The sequence below is a fragment of the Pseudomonas sp. p50(2008) genome, from assembly GCF_015351605.1.
GTDB lineage: Bacteria > Pseudomonadota > Gammaproteobacteria > Pseudomonadales > Pseudomonadaceae > Aquipseudomonas.
On the sequence record NZ_JACMYF010000003.1, the window covers coordinates 717,087 to 731,960 of the forward strand.

Sequence of the window (14,874 nt, forward strand, 5' to 3'; positions counted from 1 at the left end):
GTCCGGCTCCTTAACGCAAGTTGATGGTGGTGTTCACACCGTCGTTGACGCTGTTGTCATCGAACCAGCGACTGGTGACAGTCTTGGTCTGAGTGTAGAACTGCACCACTTGCTTGCCATACGGACCGAGGTCGCCGAGTTTGGAGCCGCGTGAACCGGTGAAGCTGAAGAACGGGACCGGCACTGGAATCGGGATGTTGATACCCACCTGGCCAACGTCGATTTCGTTCTGGAATTTACGCGCCGCCGCACCGCTTTGGGTGAACAGGCCCGTGCCGTTGCCGAACGGGTTGGCGTTGACCATCGCAATGGCCTGGTCGAGGGTGTCGACTTCCAGCACCACCAGCACCGGGCCGAAGATTTCCTGGGTGTAGATCTGCATGTCGGTGGTCACACCGGAGAACAGGGTCGGGCCGACAAAGTTGCCTTGCTCGTATCCCTTGACGCTGATGTCACGACCGTCCAGTTCCAGCGTGGCGCCTTCCTTGATGCCGCTTTCAATCAGATCAAGAATGCGCGCCTTGGCACGCTTGGAAATCACGGGCCCCACATCAGTGCCTGGCTCGCTGCCGGCATTCACCGTGAGTTTCTGAGCCAGTGCTTTCAGATCCGGCAGCCATTGCTTGGCCGCGCCCACCAACACCACCACAGAGGTCGCCATGCAACGCTGACCGGCCGCGCCGAAACCGGCACCGACCAGGGCGTTGAGGGTCTGCTCGCGATTGGCGTCCGGCAGTACCACCGCGTGGTTCTTCGCGCCCATCATCGATTGCACGCGCTTGCCGTGTTTGCCGGCAAGGTCGTAAACGTGAGTGCCCACCGCCGTCGAGCCGACGAAGGAGACAGCCTTGATGTCCTGATGGGTGCACAGCGCGTCCACCACGTCCTTGCCGCCATGCACGACGTTGAGGACGCCCGCCGGCACACCCGCCTCGAGTGCCAGCTCAACCAGGAGCATGGTCGACAATGGATCTTGCTCGGAAGGTTTCAGGACAAAAGTGTTGCCGCAGGCGATGGCCATCGGGAACATCCACAGCGGAATCATCGCCGGGAAATTGAACGGGGTGATGCCGGCGCACACGCCGATGGGCTGGCGCAAGGTGTAGGTATCGACGCCGCTGGCAACGTTTTCGGCGAACTCGCCCATTTGCAGGGTGCCAATGGAGCAGGCATGTTCGACCACTTCCAGGCCGCGGAAGATATCGCCTTCAGCGTCGGCGATGGTTTTGCCCTGTTCGCTGCTCAGCACCACGGCGATGCGCTTGGAGTGTTCGCGGATCAAGGCCTGGAGCTTGAGCATGATGCGCATGCGTGCGCCGATCGGCGTCAGCTTCCAGGTCTGGAAGGCGCTATGGGCGGCAGCAATGGCGGCGTCGACTTCGGAGGCGGTGGCAAACGGAACCCTGGCCAGCACTTGCTGGGTCGCCGGGTTGACGATGTCGTGCCATTCGGTGGTCTGGGATTCGACCCACTCGCCGTTGATCAACAGTTTGACCTTTTGCACGGTGGTTTCGTTAGGCGTGAGCGATGCGTTCATGTTGGGTCTCCTGGACTTGTTGTTATCAGGGAGCCAAGGCGAGAAAGTCGCCTTGAGATGAGGCGTGTGTCGCGAATTGGTGATCGGACGGTTTTTGGAGTATAGATGTGCAAACTTCTAATAAGAACGCACATAAAAGCCGGTCCATCATGCAAAAAAACATCACGTCTCTAGGTTCGTTGAACTGGGATGACCTCAAGTTTTTCCTCGAAGTCGCCCGCACCCGCAAGGCCAGCACCGCTGCCAAGCGTCTGGCGGTGGACTACACCACCGTCTCGCGGCGCATCAGTTCGCTGGAATCGGCATTGGGCACGTTGCTGTTCGAAAAGTCCCGGACCAGCGGTTTCGTCCTGACCGCAGAAGGCCAACGCCTGCTGGGTTACGCCGAATCGATTGAAAGCACCCTGCACATGGCGTGCGAGCAGGTGTCGGGGTCGGGCGTGGCGTTGTCGGGTCACGTGCGCATGGGTTGCACCGAAGGGTTCGGCAGCTTTTTCATTACCCCGCAGCTCAGCCACTTCGTCGATGCCTACCCGGCGATCTCGGTGGACATCCTGCCGCTGCCGCACTTCATCAGCTTGTCCAAGCGCGAAGCAGACATCGTCATCGCCCTGGAGCGACCGGAGCACGGTCCTTATGTGTGCTGCAAACTCTGCGACTATCGATTGCAGCTTTACGCGACCCAGGACTATCTCGACAAACACCCACCGATACGCCGCCCGGCAGACCTGGGCAAGCATGCCTTCATCAGTTATGTGGATGATCTGGCGTTCAGTTCAGAGCTGTTGTATCTGGCGAACGCACTGCCCGGCGCCAGCGCCAACCTGCGCAGCACCAGCGTGATCGCGCAGTTCGTGGCAGCGCAGCAAGGACGGTCGCTGGCAATTCTGCCGTGCTTCCTCGCAGCCCAGGATCCACGGTTACTGCCGGTGTTGCCGGAAGAAATCAACATCACCCGGCAGTTCTGGATGTACTGCCGGGAGGATTTGAGGAAGCTCAAGCGGATCACCCTGTTGTGGGATTACATACGCGCGGTGACTGAGCAGAATCAGGGCTTGTTGATGGGTGAGAGTCGGGAAACGCTGTTCGCCGATTAGTCGGCGGACACGACGATTGCTACGCGGCGGTTCTCGGTTCGGCCAGCGGTGGTGGTGTTGGTGGTGACCGGGACGCTGCTGCCCAGGCCGCGTAATTGAATGTTTTCTTCCTTCATGCCGACGGTGCTCAGGACCTTGGAGACGCTTGTGGCGCGACGCACGGAAAGCTGTTCGTTATAGGCCTCTTTGCCCGACGCGTCGGTGTGGCCGTCAACCCGAACCCGATTGATTCCGACGCCTAGAAGCGCCTTGCCGATGCGCTCAACGATGTCGGTGCTGGCGCTATTCAAACTGTCGTCGTCACTGCCAAACAGCACTTTGCCGGACAGACCAAAGGCCCAACCCTCGTCGGTCAATTCGAACCCTTGTTGTTTCAGTACCGCAATCTGCGCAGGTGTCAGGCCTTTCTGGGGTGCCGTCTGGCAACCGGTCAACGCCAATACCGCCATGAACAGCGTAACGGTGAAAAAATGAAGGGATCGTTGGGTCATTGAGAACACGGGGGTTAGCTCCTGGTTTGAACTGCGACGGCAGAGTGCTCCGACTCTGCGGTGTGTTGCGCGCCTCGGGAAAGGCGCTTGGCTTGATACATGGCGGCGTCGGCGGCATGCAGTAGCGCACCCGGCGAGACGCCATGATCGGGGAAAACGGCGACGCCAATACTGAGGGACGTAAATACGTGGGCATCGCCCGGAATCAGGATCGGCTCTTCCATGCTGGCGAGGATATTGTCGGCGATTCGTTCGGCGTCTGCGGTTTTGTGCAACGGCGTCAGCAGGACGGCAAACTCGTCACCGCCCAGGCGCGCGACCAGATCGTCTTCGCGAAGCTGTGCACGCACCCGGTTGGCGACGGCCACCAGCACCGCATCGCCCGCGGCGTGGCCGAAGTTGTCGTTGATTTCCTTGAACCGGTCACTGTCGAGGAACAGTACGGCGACGCGCTCGTTGAGCTTGCTGGCGTTGCGCAGTGCGCGCATCAAGCGACCTTCGAAAAAGGCCCGGTTGGGTAATCCGGTGAGGCTGTCATGACTGGCCTGGTGGGCGAGGGTTTCGTTCTCGCTTTGCAAATGGGTTTGCCAGGATTCGAGTTCATCGAGCAAGGCATTGAAGTCGTTGCCCAGGTCGTCGAGTTCGGCAATGTCGGCCGGGGGGACGCGCTGGTCGAAGGCGCGTTCGCTGCGAGCCGCGTGCGCCACAGACGCCAGGCTGCGTAATGGACCGGTGATCCCGCGCAGTTGCCGACGGGCAAGATAGAGCGCCACCCACGCACTGACAGCGGTGCACAACATGATGCCCATCAGGCCACTGAGCAGGAACCGCAACAAGCTGCCGCCATGGCCGGTGAGCTCGATGCTGCCGACCTCCCGGCCTTGATGGACGATCGGCATGCTGATCGGTTTTTCCAGGAAGGTCTTGGCAATCTGGACTTCCAGCTCGGAAAACAGACCTGTTTCAGGTCGCTGCCAACGCGCCAGCAGCCGACCGTGACTGTCCAGCACCTGAGCATCGGCGACTTCTTCGGTGGAGGCTATCAACGCCAGGGCTTCGGTGGCTGCGGCCTTGTCGTTGAACACCACGGCCGCCTCCACGGTGTAATTGATGGAGCGTGCGATCAGGTGCAGGTTGTGGTCGGCATAGACCCGCAAGGCCAATACACCGAGCAGGGTCAGGGAGACGCTGGCCATGGCCAGGGCCACCAGCGCGACAACCAAATGACCGCGGCCAATGACCGAGCGCAACGTGGGACGGGTGTCAGCTTTAAACAGGCTCATGGCGCCGCCGATTTGCGGCGCGACAGTTGCAGCACGCTCGGGTGAATGCGTACACCGCTTCGGGCGACGGAGTCGAGGTTGACCTCGAAAGACACCTGATCATCGCTGACCCGCAGACAGAACAGACTGCCAACGGTGCATGGATCGTCGGCTTCGCTGATGCTCAACACCGCAAGCCCGGCCAGCGAAGCAAACAGTCGACTGCGTTCGTCGCTGGTCAATTTGCCGATGTAGACGGCATCGCATTCAGTGGCGATTGAAGGGTTGGCGGCCAGTAACCGGCGCACGACAACGGGACGGCCAGTGGCTTGAGTGGTGCCCTTGACCAGGTCGTCGGTGTACTCGGTGGGGCCTACGATGCACAGGCGCAGTTGCGCAGGTTCAACCGGCCAGCGGGCATAGCTGAGGATGCCCAGCACGACTTGAGTAACGGCGCTGGCCCGTTGGTCTGCCATGCTTACCGGTGCTTGCGGCTGTGCGAAAGCGAGATTGGTCAAGAAACAGAGAACCCCGGCGAGCAACAGATGCTTGCAGACAGCGACGCGTCCTGTCGTCCAGACAGCCAGCTTCATGATGCGGGGATTCTCGTGATGTAGCGAAATGATGCCGCAACGATAGCACAGTGCCCTGTTGCCAGCGAGGCCAAGCGCTGCGCCACATCGGACAGATTCCGTTACGGGTCAATCGTTTGGGTTGGCCCCTCTTCCAGCTCCAGCATCAAACCGCTCAAGCGCTTGACCTTGCGCCGAACCGCTTCTTCGAACACGCCCGTACGAGGCTCGATCAACGTGAACCAGTTTTTGGCTCGGGTGATACCGGTGTAGATGAGCTCTTTGGTGAGCACGGGATTGAGGGCGTCCGGCAAGATCAACGCGGTGTGAGCAAACTCCGAGCCCTGGGATTTGTGCACGGTCATGGCGTACACGGTTTCGACATCATTGAGCCGGCTCGGCAGGACGAATCGCACACCGCCCTGACCGTCATTTCGCGGGAACGCCACGCGCAGCACCGGTGCTCCCGCCTCGGGTCCGTCACGCTCAGGCAGCTCGAGGGCGATGCCGATGTCGCCGTTCATCAACCCTAAACCGTAGTCGTTGCGCGTCATCAGCACGGGGCGGCCTTCGTACCATTGGTGATCACTGTCGATCAGTCGAGCCTTGAGCAGCGCTGCCGTCACTCGCTGATTCAAACCCTCCACGCCCCAAGGACCTTTACGCACAGCACACAGCAACTGAAATGCGTCGAAGGCTTCCAGGACCTGGCGAGCCCATTCGGTCCAGCACGGATCATCAAGTGGCCGGCCAAGTGCCGGGCGCTGGGTGCGCAGAAGACTCAGGTAATGCCGATAACCTAATGGACCATCGCCATGACCTTCGAGTAGCAGGCGTTCCAGTGCACGGTCCTGCTCGCCCTTGAGCGACAGCGAGAACACGTCGTCATGGCTACGCGCAGTCAACAGCTTGCGCGCCTCTTCAGGCTGTTGCTGATTGACCCAGCGCGCCAATTGACCGATGCCGCTGCCCTCGCCGAACCGTCGGGAGTGGCGCAGCATCACCACCTGCTGGGCCAGTGGGTGAGTACCGTGGGCGTCTTCGTGCAAGCCGCTGCCCGCCAGGCTTTCACCACTGACCGCTTCCAGCCACTGGCGAGTCTGTGGGCTGTACCAGCCGGCCTCTGCATCGCGGCACAAATCGCCGAGCACGGCGCCGGCCTCTACCGACGCCAGCTGATCCTTGTCGCCGAGCAGCACCAGGCGTGCATGGGCTGGCATGGCATCGAGCAGATTGGCCATCATTTCCAGGTCGATCATCGACGCTTCATCCACCACCAGCACATCCAAAGGCAAGCGGTTGCCAGCGTGGTGACGGAAGTGCCGGGTACCGGGACGGCTACCGAGCAGTCGGTGCACGGTGGTGACGTCCGAGGGGATTTTCTCCCTGACGGCTTCGCTGACTTTGAGTGTTCGAACTTGCTGGCTGATGGACTCGGTCAACCGTGCAGCGGCTTTGCCCGTGGGTGCGGCGAGACGGATGCGCAGCGGTTTTCCCGCCTCGACCGCGGGCGCCTGCAACAATGCCAACAACCGCACGACCGTGGTGGTCTTGCCGGTTCCGGGACCGCCGGTGACGATGCTGAACGCGCTGCGAGTGGCCAGCGCACAGGCGAGCTTCTGCCAGTCAATGACGTCATCCGGTTTGGCGGGACCGAACAGCCCCGTGAGACGCTCGGACAAATCACTCGGCGTTGTTTCGTGCTCGGCCAGACGCTGGCGCAACGACTGGTCGATGCGTCTTTCATAAGCCCAGTAACGGCGCAGGTACAAGCGTTTGCCCGACAGCACCAGAGGTCTTTGCTGCGCCGTTTTACTACCATCGGCCGCCAGTGCGACCAGCTGACTGGCAGCCAGCACCTTGCACCAATGCGCACCGTCCAGCGCCTCGAGCAACTGCGAGGGCAAGACCATCGCACCGCCTTGCAGATCACCTTCCGGCGGCAGCGACAGGGCAAAATCCGGCTCTTTCAAGGTTTCGAACAAATCAAGGCACACATGACCATGGCCCAACTGGTGGCTGGTCAACGCGGCAGCCAGTAGCACCAAGGGATCGTCATCGGGCGCCAGTTCATGCAGAAAGGCCACAAACGCTTTGTCGAGTGCGCGCAACCAGCCGCGTTCGACCCAGCGCGTGAGCAACAGGAGCAAGTCATCGGCCCGACGGAGCGGATCAAGTTCCGCGAGACTGTCTGCTGCCAGTGAGGTGGGCAGCAGATCGGCGAAGGTGCGGCTCATAGCAATACTCCCTGTTCCCAAGCGGGCTCGGCCTTGGGCTCTGGTTTGCCCTGGAACAGACGATCCAGTCGTTCAATCAGCTCACGGGGCGGTCGTGCGAAAAATACACCTTGGCTGGACGCACGCGTGCCGCGCAGGAACAGGTACAACGCACCACCGACATGCCGGTCGTAATCGTAATCGGCAAGCCGCGCCTTGAGTTGGCGATGCAGGGCCAGCAGATACAGCACGTATTGCAGGTCATATCGGTTGTCGAGAATCGATTGCTCCATGGCCTGATCGGTGTAGGCCGTGTCATCGACACCGAGCCAGTTGGACTTGTAATCGGCGACGTAATAGCGACCCTCGTGTTCGAACGTCAGGTCGATGAAGCCCTTGAACATCCCGTTAAGCATCACCGGTTCAGCCGCCACCCGCGCCACACCGTTGTGGGTGTATTGGCGCACCAGTTCATCGAGTTTAAGCACGTCGACTTTATGGCTGGCGAACCAGAATTCCATCTCGACGCGATACTGCGTCAACTGCTCGAACACCACCGGGGCTTGCCCGGCGCCAAGGTGCAGCGGCGATTTGAGCAGGTGTTGCAGCCAGTCGCTCAGCGTGATGATCCAGCCTTCCCAGCCTCGTCGATTGCAGCGACGCCCGATCGCATCCTCGACCGCTTGCGGGCTGACAGAAAAACCTTCATCACCGGCCCACTCCAGCAAACCATGGAGAAAGGTGCCGGGGCCTGGACCACGGGGGAATCGATGGATGTCCGCGCCACCGGCCGCCACTTCTCGTGGTGCGTTTGGATCCAGGCGTTCGTCGTCGAAGAGTTTTTGCGCTTGCGGGTTTTCGGGCGCTTCGTCGCTACCGATGCTCAGGCTGTCGCCAATGCGCAAAGCACTGTAAGAGGCAATCCACCAGTTTTCACTGGCCTTACGCTTGGGAATCAGCGGAGCGAGCAAGCGTGCATCGTTGCGCGGCGGATGATAATGCTTGGCAGTGGCCTCGGGCATCTCTGCATAGCGGAGTGCCGGGCAATCTTGCTGAAGGTCTTCCAGCCAGCGTTTCAAGCCGGCGGATTCGGCCAGTACATTACCGCCACCCAGCAGATAGCCCAGTGCCGACAAGTGCAGCACCGAGCTGTTGTTATTGCCGCGCTTGAGATCGGTCACGCCAAGCCAGCAGGCATGTTGCGCCCTGGTGAGCGCCACGTAGAGCAACCGCAAGTCTTCGGCCAGACGCTCATCATCCGCCAGCGCAATCAATTCGGCGGTTGGCTTCAACGTCACCTGTGCCTTGCCGTTGGCGTCGTGGTAGTGCAACGGCAGACGACTGCCGTCCACCGGTTTGGCCGAGCAAATGAACGGGAGGAACACCAGGGGATATTCAAGGCCCTTGGACTTGTGGATGGTCACGACCTTGACCAACTGTTCATCGCTCTCCAGGCGCAGGATCTGTTCCTCTCCCGCTTGGCCGGACAATGCCAGATGCTCGGATAAATGACGGATCAGCGCCTGCTCGCCATCGAGCTCGGCGGCGGCTTGTTGCAACAATTCCGACAGGTGCAGCAGATTGGTCAACACCCGCTCGCCGTCGCTGCGGGCGATCAATGCCTGAGGCAATTTGAAGTCGTGCAGCAATCGACGCAGCATCGGCAGCACGCCTTGCTTGCGCCACAGCTCGCGATAACCGCGGAACTGCATGACCCGCGCTTCCCAGGCCAACTCGTCCTGATTCAATCGCTCGAGTTCTGCCAGGGACAAGTTCAGGGTGATGCCGGCCAGTGCGGCACGCAGTGGGCGCTCGACATCCGGTTCGGCACAGGCCTTCAGCCAGCCCAACACGTCGTGCGCTTCCTGGGCGGCGAACACCGAGTCCTTGTCTGACAGGTAAACGCTGCGCACGCCACGCACCGAGAGTTCAGCGCGCACGGCCTGGGCTTCTTTGCCGTCGCGCACCAGGATTGCGATGTCGGCGGGCAGCAGACCTCTGAAGTCTTTACCTTCCTGGACAAATCCCGCCTGTCCTTGTTGCCCGCCGTTGAGCAACGCGGTGATCTGACTCGCGCATGCCGAGGCCAGATGCTGCCGGTAAACCGCACCGGACAGTGGTTGTTCGGCAGGAAGGTGCCAAATGTTCAAAGCGGGAACGCCTTCGCCATCGACGAACAGGGTCTCTTTACGTCCCTGGGATTCCACCGGCAGGAAGGGCACCGGATTCGTGCCATCTTTTTCACGGAACAGGAACGCGCCGCGCCCGGTCACGCGCGACTCCGCACGCTCGAACACGTGATTCACCGCGCCGACCATGCCATGGCTGGAGCGGAAGTTGGTACCCAGGGTATGCAGCCGGCCAGTCGTGGCCTGGCGGGCGCGCAGATAGGTGTGGATGTCGGCGCCGCGGAAAGCATAAATCGCCTGCTTCGGGTCACCGATCAGGAACAGGCCGCACTCAGGGTTGTTGTCTTCGATGCGATAAATGGTTTCGAATATTCGATACTGCACCGGATCGGTATCTTGAAACTCGTCGATCAAGGCCACTGGAAACTGTTCGCGGATCAACGTGGCAAGACGCTCGCCGCCTTCAGCTTGCAAGGCTGCATCCAGACGCAGCAGCATGTCGTCGAAACCCATTTCTGCCCGGCGACGCTTTTCTTCCTCGAACCGTGCACCGACCCAATGGGCGGCGTGTTGCAGCACAGCTGCGTCAGGTGTCGGCAATCCATCGAGGCTGGCCTTCAAGCCAGGCATGGCGTCCAGCCCCGGATGACGGGGGGCTTCGCCCTTCCACGCTTCGGCCATGCCGTCGGGCGTCAGCCGCGTGAAGCCGGTGCCAATGTCCAGCTGTTCAGCCAGTTCGTCCTCGGCCCACGTTTTGATTTTTTCAAACCAGGGCTCGAAGTAACGAGCCTGCATCTTGCGCCCATCGACGCTCTTGCTTGCAACGCCTTGGTGACAGATCGCGAGCAACTCGTCCGCCCATTGTTGCCATGGCATCTTGAGCTCGAGCAGCGCAGCGCGACGTTCCTGCAAACACTCGATGATCAGCTCGGCAGGCTCCTTGCCTTCAGCGCTTTCACGCTCGCTGGCGAACAAACCTCTTAATCGAGGCAGAAGTGCGGCCGGGCCTCCCCAATTGCCGCGCACCCAACTCAATGCATCGCCCTGCATCGGATAGCAAAACAGCCGCCAGTAATCGCGCAGGACTTCGCCGAGCAAATCGCTGTGATCCGTTTCCAGGGTCTGGGTAAACAGGCTGCCACTGTCGAAGGCATGCTCGCGCAACATCCGCTGGCACCAACTGTGGATGGTCGAGACGGCCGCTTCGTCCATCCATTGTGCGGCGATGTCCAGACGATTTGCACAACCAGCCCACTGCTGTTCCGGGTACTCATCGCGAAGCTCGGCAATGAGCGTATCGGGAGCGGTTATTTCGTCACGGAAAAACCTTGCCGCTTCCGCCAGACGCGTACGTATACGTTCGCGCAGCTCCTTGGTGGCCGCGTCGGTGAAGGTCACCACGAGTATTTGCGGCGGCAGCAACTCGCGGCCGAAACCGCTGGCTCCGCCACCGTGACCAAGGACCAGGCGCAGATAAAGGGCAGAAATAGTGAAGGTCTTTCCGGTCCCGGCGCTGGCCTCGATCAGTTGACTGCCGCGCAACGGGAACGCCAGGGCGAGGGGTGGTTTTGTGCTCATGAACGAGCCTCCTCGCTGGTCAATGATCGCCATGGAGCTTGCAGCAGTGGCCGGTATAACGCTTCGCACCATCCGGGGAATGATTCGTCGCCGATCAGGGCGTCGTAGTCGGCAAACTGACGAGCCAACGCCGGGCTCTCACGACGTTCGCCATCAGTCGTCAGGCCATCACCTTCATAGGCTTTGCGAGCGCCAGCATCCGCTTTGACGGGATCGGTTTGCCCGAGCCAGGCGAAGGCTGTTTTCACGGCAATCGGCAGAGGTTGGCGCATACCGTTTTTCCAGGCGAGCAGCAGGTCTTCGAGCAATCGCACTGCTTGCGTCTCCTCCAGAGGGGCGAGCAGCAGGCTGTCATCACTGGCCACCAGAGCGGTGGTCATCGGCAGGCCACTGGCGCAAGCGACCAGATGATTTACCCAAGGCCGTATGAGGCGATGCCATTTGCGCGACTTGATCGCGCCGATGCTGTTGGGAATTGTGGTGACTGAAAGCAGCCCACCGTCTGCGCGCTGATGAAGACCGCTGAGCCAACCTTCCAGTCGCATACCTTGCAACTCCAGATTGACCGGCAGCGCACTGGTGAGCGGGGTTGGCCACAACGTCAGAAGTTGCTGATAGCGCAGCAGCAGATCCGGCAGGGGTTCGATCAGCTCTCGTTGCAAGTATTCACCAAAGCCCGCCATCGGCAGCAGCCCACTGTTTTGCAGGCGAATAGCGTGCGACACCAGTGTCTGATCAGACTGATCGGGCTGGCTGAGCGCGGCATCGAGCAAACTGCTGCTCAGGCTGTAGCGCTGCAAAGCGTCGAGCACGAACGGCTCTTCATCCGCCAAGGGCACTTCGGCGGCTTCGAAGAAGACCTTCAGGCGCTGGCTGAAGAAATGTCGCACGGGGTTTCGCAGGAAATCCTGCAGCTGGCCAAGGCTAAGCGGTTCGTCCAATGTGTAGGCTTCGAGCACTTCGACATCGGAGACTTGTTCACGGGCTTGATGGAGCGCCTGCCATTCGTTGGCGTAGCTGTATAGCTCATCGCCTTCCAGGAAGTAACGGGCGCTGAAGGGTTGCAGTGGGTGTTCCTGAGTCAAGGCTTCGAGCAGGTTTTCCCGGTCATCTTTCAGTCGCCACCCACTGGCAAGATGATCACGGAGTTGGCCAATCAGCACCGAAGCCGGACGTTCGCTGTTGTCTCGAATGCTGCGGCCGACCCAGCTGATATAGAGCTGATCACGCGCCGACAGCAGCGCCTCTAGAAGAAGATAGCGATCATCTTCGCGCCGGGACCGATCGCCAGGGCGGTAATCACTGCCCATGAGGTCGAAGTCCAGGGGCGGTTGGGCGCGCGGGTAATCCCCGTCATTCATTCCAAGCAGACAGACCAGTTTGAACGGGATCGCACGCATGGGCATCAGCGTGCAGAAGTTGACCGCGCCCGCCAAAAATCGCTGGGACAAACGGCCTTGATCAAGACCGGCCAGCCAGGCTTCACGAACGACGGTCAGCGGCAACTCGTCATGCAGGCCGACGGACTCACACGTCTCCAGCCAGGTTTCACGCAACTCTTCAAGCTGGCCCAGCAGGTAGTCGTCATGCTCGTTGCTGGCCTGGAAAAACAGTTGCAGCAGCGCTTGCAAACGAACAGCCCATTGCTGAGGTGCGACGGGTTGGGTGAGTTCATGATGAGCGATTTCAAGCGCATCCAGCAGTGCGACCAGCGGGCCAATGAGCGCGGCGTCCAGACCGCCGATTTCGTCATAGGGCTCGATGGTTTCATAGGCACTGGCGCTTCCCACGGCATAACCGAGCAACATCCGTCGCAGGCCGAAACGCCAGCTGTTCTGCTCCAGTTCCGTGGGCAGACCGAGGCCTGCTCTCTGTTCGGCATTCATGCCCCAGCGGATTCCGGCGCCTTCGATCCAGCGATGCAGGGTCGGCAAGTCGCGCTCTTCAACGCCGAATCGCGCACGCAGCGCGGGAACGTCGAGCAGATCAAGAATTTCGCTGACGGGGAAACGGCTGTCGGGGAGTTTGAGCAGATGCTCGACAGCGATCAGCAGCGGATCACGGCCGCGTTGCCCCTGGTCTGCGAGCGTGAACGGGATGAAGCGCTGGTCTTTATGTTCAAGTTGAGCAAACACGGCGCGAATATGCGGCGCGTAGCTGTCGATGTCCGGCACCATCACGATGACGTCCCGCGGTCTCAAATCGGGATCAGCACTGAAGCGTGCGAGCAATTGATCGTGGAGGATTTCCACTTCACGCTGGGCGCTATGAGCAATGTGAAAACGGATCGACTTGTCATCATCAAGATCGACAGCTGGCCAACGCTCGCGTGTTTCGTTCAGAGGGCGTAATTCGAGAATATCGTCCTGCAACTGATTGAGCATGTTCAGGGGGTGAATGTCACTGAACAGGTCAATCCGGCCCTCTCGGAAAGCAGATCGATAACTGCTGGGATCGTCGTAGCTGTCGAGGAGGTTGATATAGTCACGCCCCTGCTTGCCCCATGCAGCCAGCAGCGGATGAGCGTGTTGATGGAGTGTCTGCGGATCAAGCACAACCGGCATGCCACTCTTACGAGCCTGACGCTTGTATTGGTGCCGCAAGAGGTCTTTATCGGCGACGATGTCAGCCCAATGGTGACGACATGGGTTATGGACACACAGCAGAACCTGGCTGAAACGGGCCAGTCCGGCGAGTGCTTCCAGGGCTTGGGCCGGAAGCGAGGAAATCCCGAAAACGATCACCCGTGAAGGCAATCCGGGGGGCGCTGCTTCGAGGCTGTTGATGCGCTCAATGAACCGTTGGTGGACGCCTGCCCGGCTCTGCGCCATGCCTTGCTCACCCACATCGAGCAACAGTGCACGCCACAACTCCGCTTGCCAACAGTTGGCAGGGGCCAGCGGCGTTGCTTCGCCTCTGACATTTCGCAGCTGATGACGGCCCTCTGCCCAATCTTCAAGCCAATCGGCCCGGTAGACCTGGTATTGGTCGAACAGGTCCGCCAGACGCTCAGCCAGTTGATAGCGTTTGCGCAAGTCGGTGTCATGGGTCAGGAAGCGTTGAAGGGGCTCAAAATGTGGCTGGTTGATCACCTGTGGAAGCAGGCGCATCAACCGCCAGGTCAGTGGGGCTTTATCAAGCAAGGACTTGGCGGGAATTTCATCGCGCCCAAGAACCATGCGATAGAGCTGCCACATAAAGCTGCCGGGGAGCTGCACGTCAATCGCAGCGGCGATTCCGCAGCCACCCATATCATCTTCTTCAGGGTCTTCAGCCAACGCCAGCTTCAGCCATTGGGCGATGCCGTTGCTTTGTACCAGGGCTATTTCGTTTTCCAAGGGAGCCAACGGGTAACGTCGCATCCAGCTCACAACCAAGCTGCGCAACTCGTCGAGGCGGTTCCCATGAACCACCATAAAACCAGCATTGAGGGACGTCGCGTCCGGCATAAAGGCTTCCTTGGAAAAATACAAATGCTAGGGGCAGACCTTAGCATTGTCGGCAGGCGGTGACAGCTTGAAGGCTATAAGGTGATGCTGCGGCCACTTTCCTGCGGACAAAACAAAACCCCTGTTCGCGTTAGCAAACAGGGGTTTCGGAATTTAATCTTGACGATGACCTACTCTCACATGGGGAAACCCCACACTACCATCGGCGATGCATCGTTTCACTACTGAGTTCGGGATGGGATCAGGTGGTTCCAACGCTCTATGGTCGTCAAGAAATTCGGGTACCGAGTCGTGGCCAAGTGGCCGCGCTTCAGCAAATTGGGTATGTGACAGCTTTCGGTGTTTGTGAACATCGAACTTTCGGTTCGTTTCGTCTTCACACACCGCAATCTGGTGCTCTTTCGCTTTTCAGCTTCGAAGCAAGCAAATTGCTTGGGTGTTATATGGTCAAGCCTCACGGGCAATTAGTATTGGTTAGCTCAACGCCTCACAGCGCTTACACACCCAACCTATCAACGTCGTAGTCTTCGACGGCCCTTCAGG

General features: G+C 60.0%; 8 protein-coding genes and 2 rRNA genes. 1 reads left to right on the forward strand and 9 read right to left on the reverse strand.

The genetic code is table 11. The features are described 5' to 3' along the window. Positions 1-10 precede the first annotated feature (10 nt). Positions 11-1,537 (reverse strand): CoA-acylating methylmalonate-semialdehyde dehydrogenase, encoded by a 1,527-nt coding sequence (locus H7698_RS11755; protein WP_194691468.1) that lies wholly within the window; start codon positions 1,535-1,537, stop codon positions 11-13. A 149-nt stretch (positions 1,538-1,686) separates the two neighbouring features. On the opposite strand from H7698_RS11755, the gene H7698_RS11760 reads away from it, so the two are divergent. Continuing rightward, positions 1,687-2,634: a LysR family transcriptional regulator gene (locus H7698_RS11760; protein WP_194691469.1), complete on the forward strand. Its 948-nt coding sequence runs from the start codon at positions 1,687-1,689 to the stop codon at positions 2,632-2,634. Here H7698_RS11760 and H7698_RS11765 read toward each other — a convergent pair. The 8 genes from H7698_RS11765 to H7698_RS11800 form a co-directional block, all read right to left on the reverse strand. Continuing rightward, positions 2,631-3,134 (reverse strand): OmpA family protein, encoded by a 504-nt coding sequence (locus tag H7698_RS11765; RefSeq protein WP_194691470.1) that lies wholly within the window; start codon positions 3,132-3,134, stop codon positions 2,631-2,633. The genes H7698_RS11760 and H7698_RS11765 overlap by 4 nt on opposite strands. Positions 3,135-3,139: 5 nt before the next feature. Continuing rightward, positions 3,140-4,408 (reverse strand): diguanylate cyclase domain-containing protein, encoded by a 1,269-nt coding sequence (locus H7698_RS11770; RefSeq protein ID WP_162437848.1) that lies wholly within the window; start codon positions 4,406-4,408, stop codon positions 3,140-3,142. Then, entirely contained in the window at positions 4,405-4,980 is a 576-nt protein-coding gene (locus H7698_RS11775; protein ID WP_194691471.1) for a YfiR family protein, read from the reverse strand. The genes H7698_RS11770 and H7698_RS11775 overlap by 4 nt, the downstream gene beginning before the upstream one ends. A gap of 101 nt (positions 4,981-5,081) precedes the next feature. Further along, positions 5,082-7,196, reverse strand: coding sequence for an exodeoxyribonuclease V subunit alpha (gene recD / locus H7698_RS11780; protein ID WP_194691472.1), 2,115 nt, complete (start codon positions 7,194-7,196; stop codon positions 5,082-5,084). Continuing rightward, the gene (recB, locus tag H7698_RS11785) at positions 7,193-10,882 is read right to left on the reverse strand and encodes an exodeoxyribonuclease V subunit beta (RefSeq protein WP_194691473.1); all 3,690 of its coding nucleotides are present in this window, start codon (positions 10,880-10,882) and stop codon (positions 7,193-7,195) included. Before recB ends, recD begins: the two co-directional genes overlap by 4 nt. After that, positions 10,879-14,331, reverse strand: a complete 3,453-nt coding sequence (recC, locus tag H7698_RS11790) for an exodeoxyribonuclease V subunit gamma (protein ID WP_194691474.1) — start codon at positions 14,329-14,331, stop codon at positions 10,879-10,881. Before recC ends, recB begins: the two co-directional genes overlap by 4 nt. Before the next feature lie 157 nt (positions 14,332-14,488). Next, positions 14,489-14,604: ribosomal RNA gene (gene rrf / locus H7698_RS11795) — 5S ribosomal RNA — on the reverse strand. A 170-nt stretch (positions 14,605-14,774) separates the two neighbouring features. Continuing rightward, a 23S ribosomal RNA gene (locus tag H7698_RS11800) occupies positions 14,775-14,874 on the reverse strand; the annotation flags it as partial.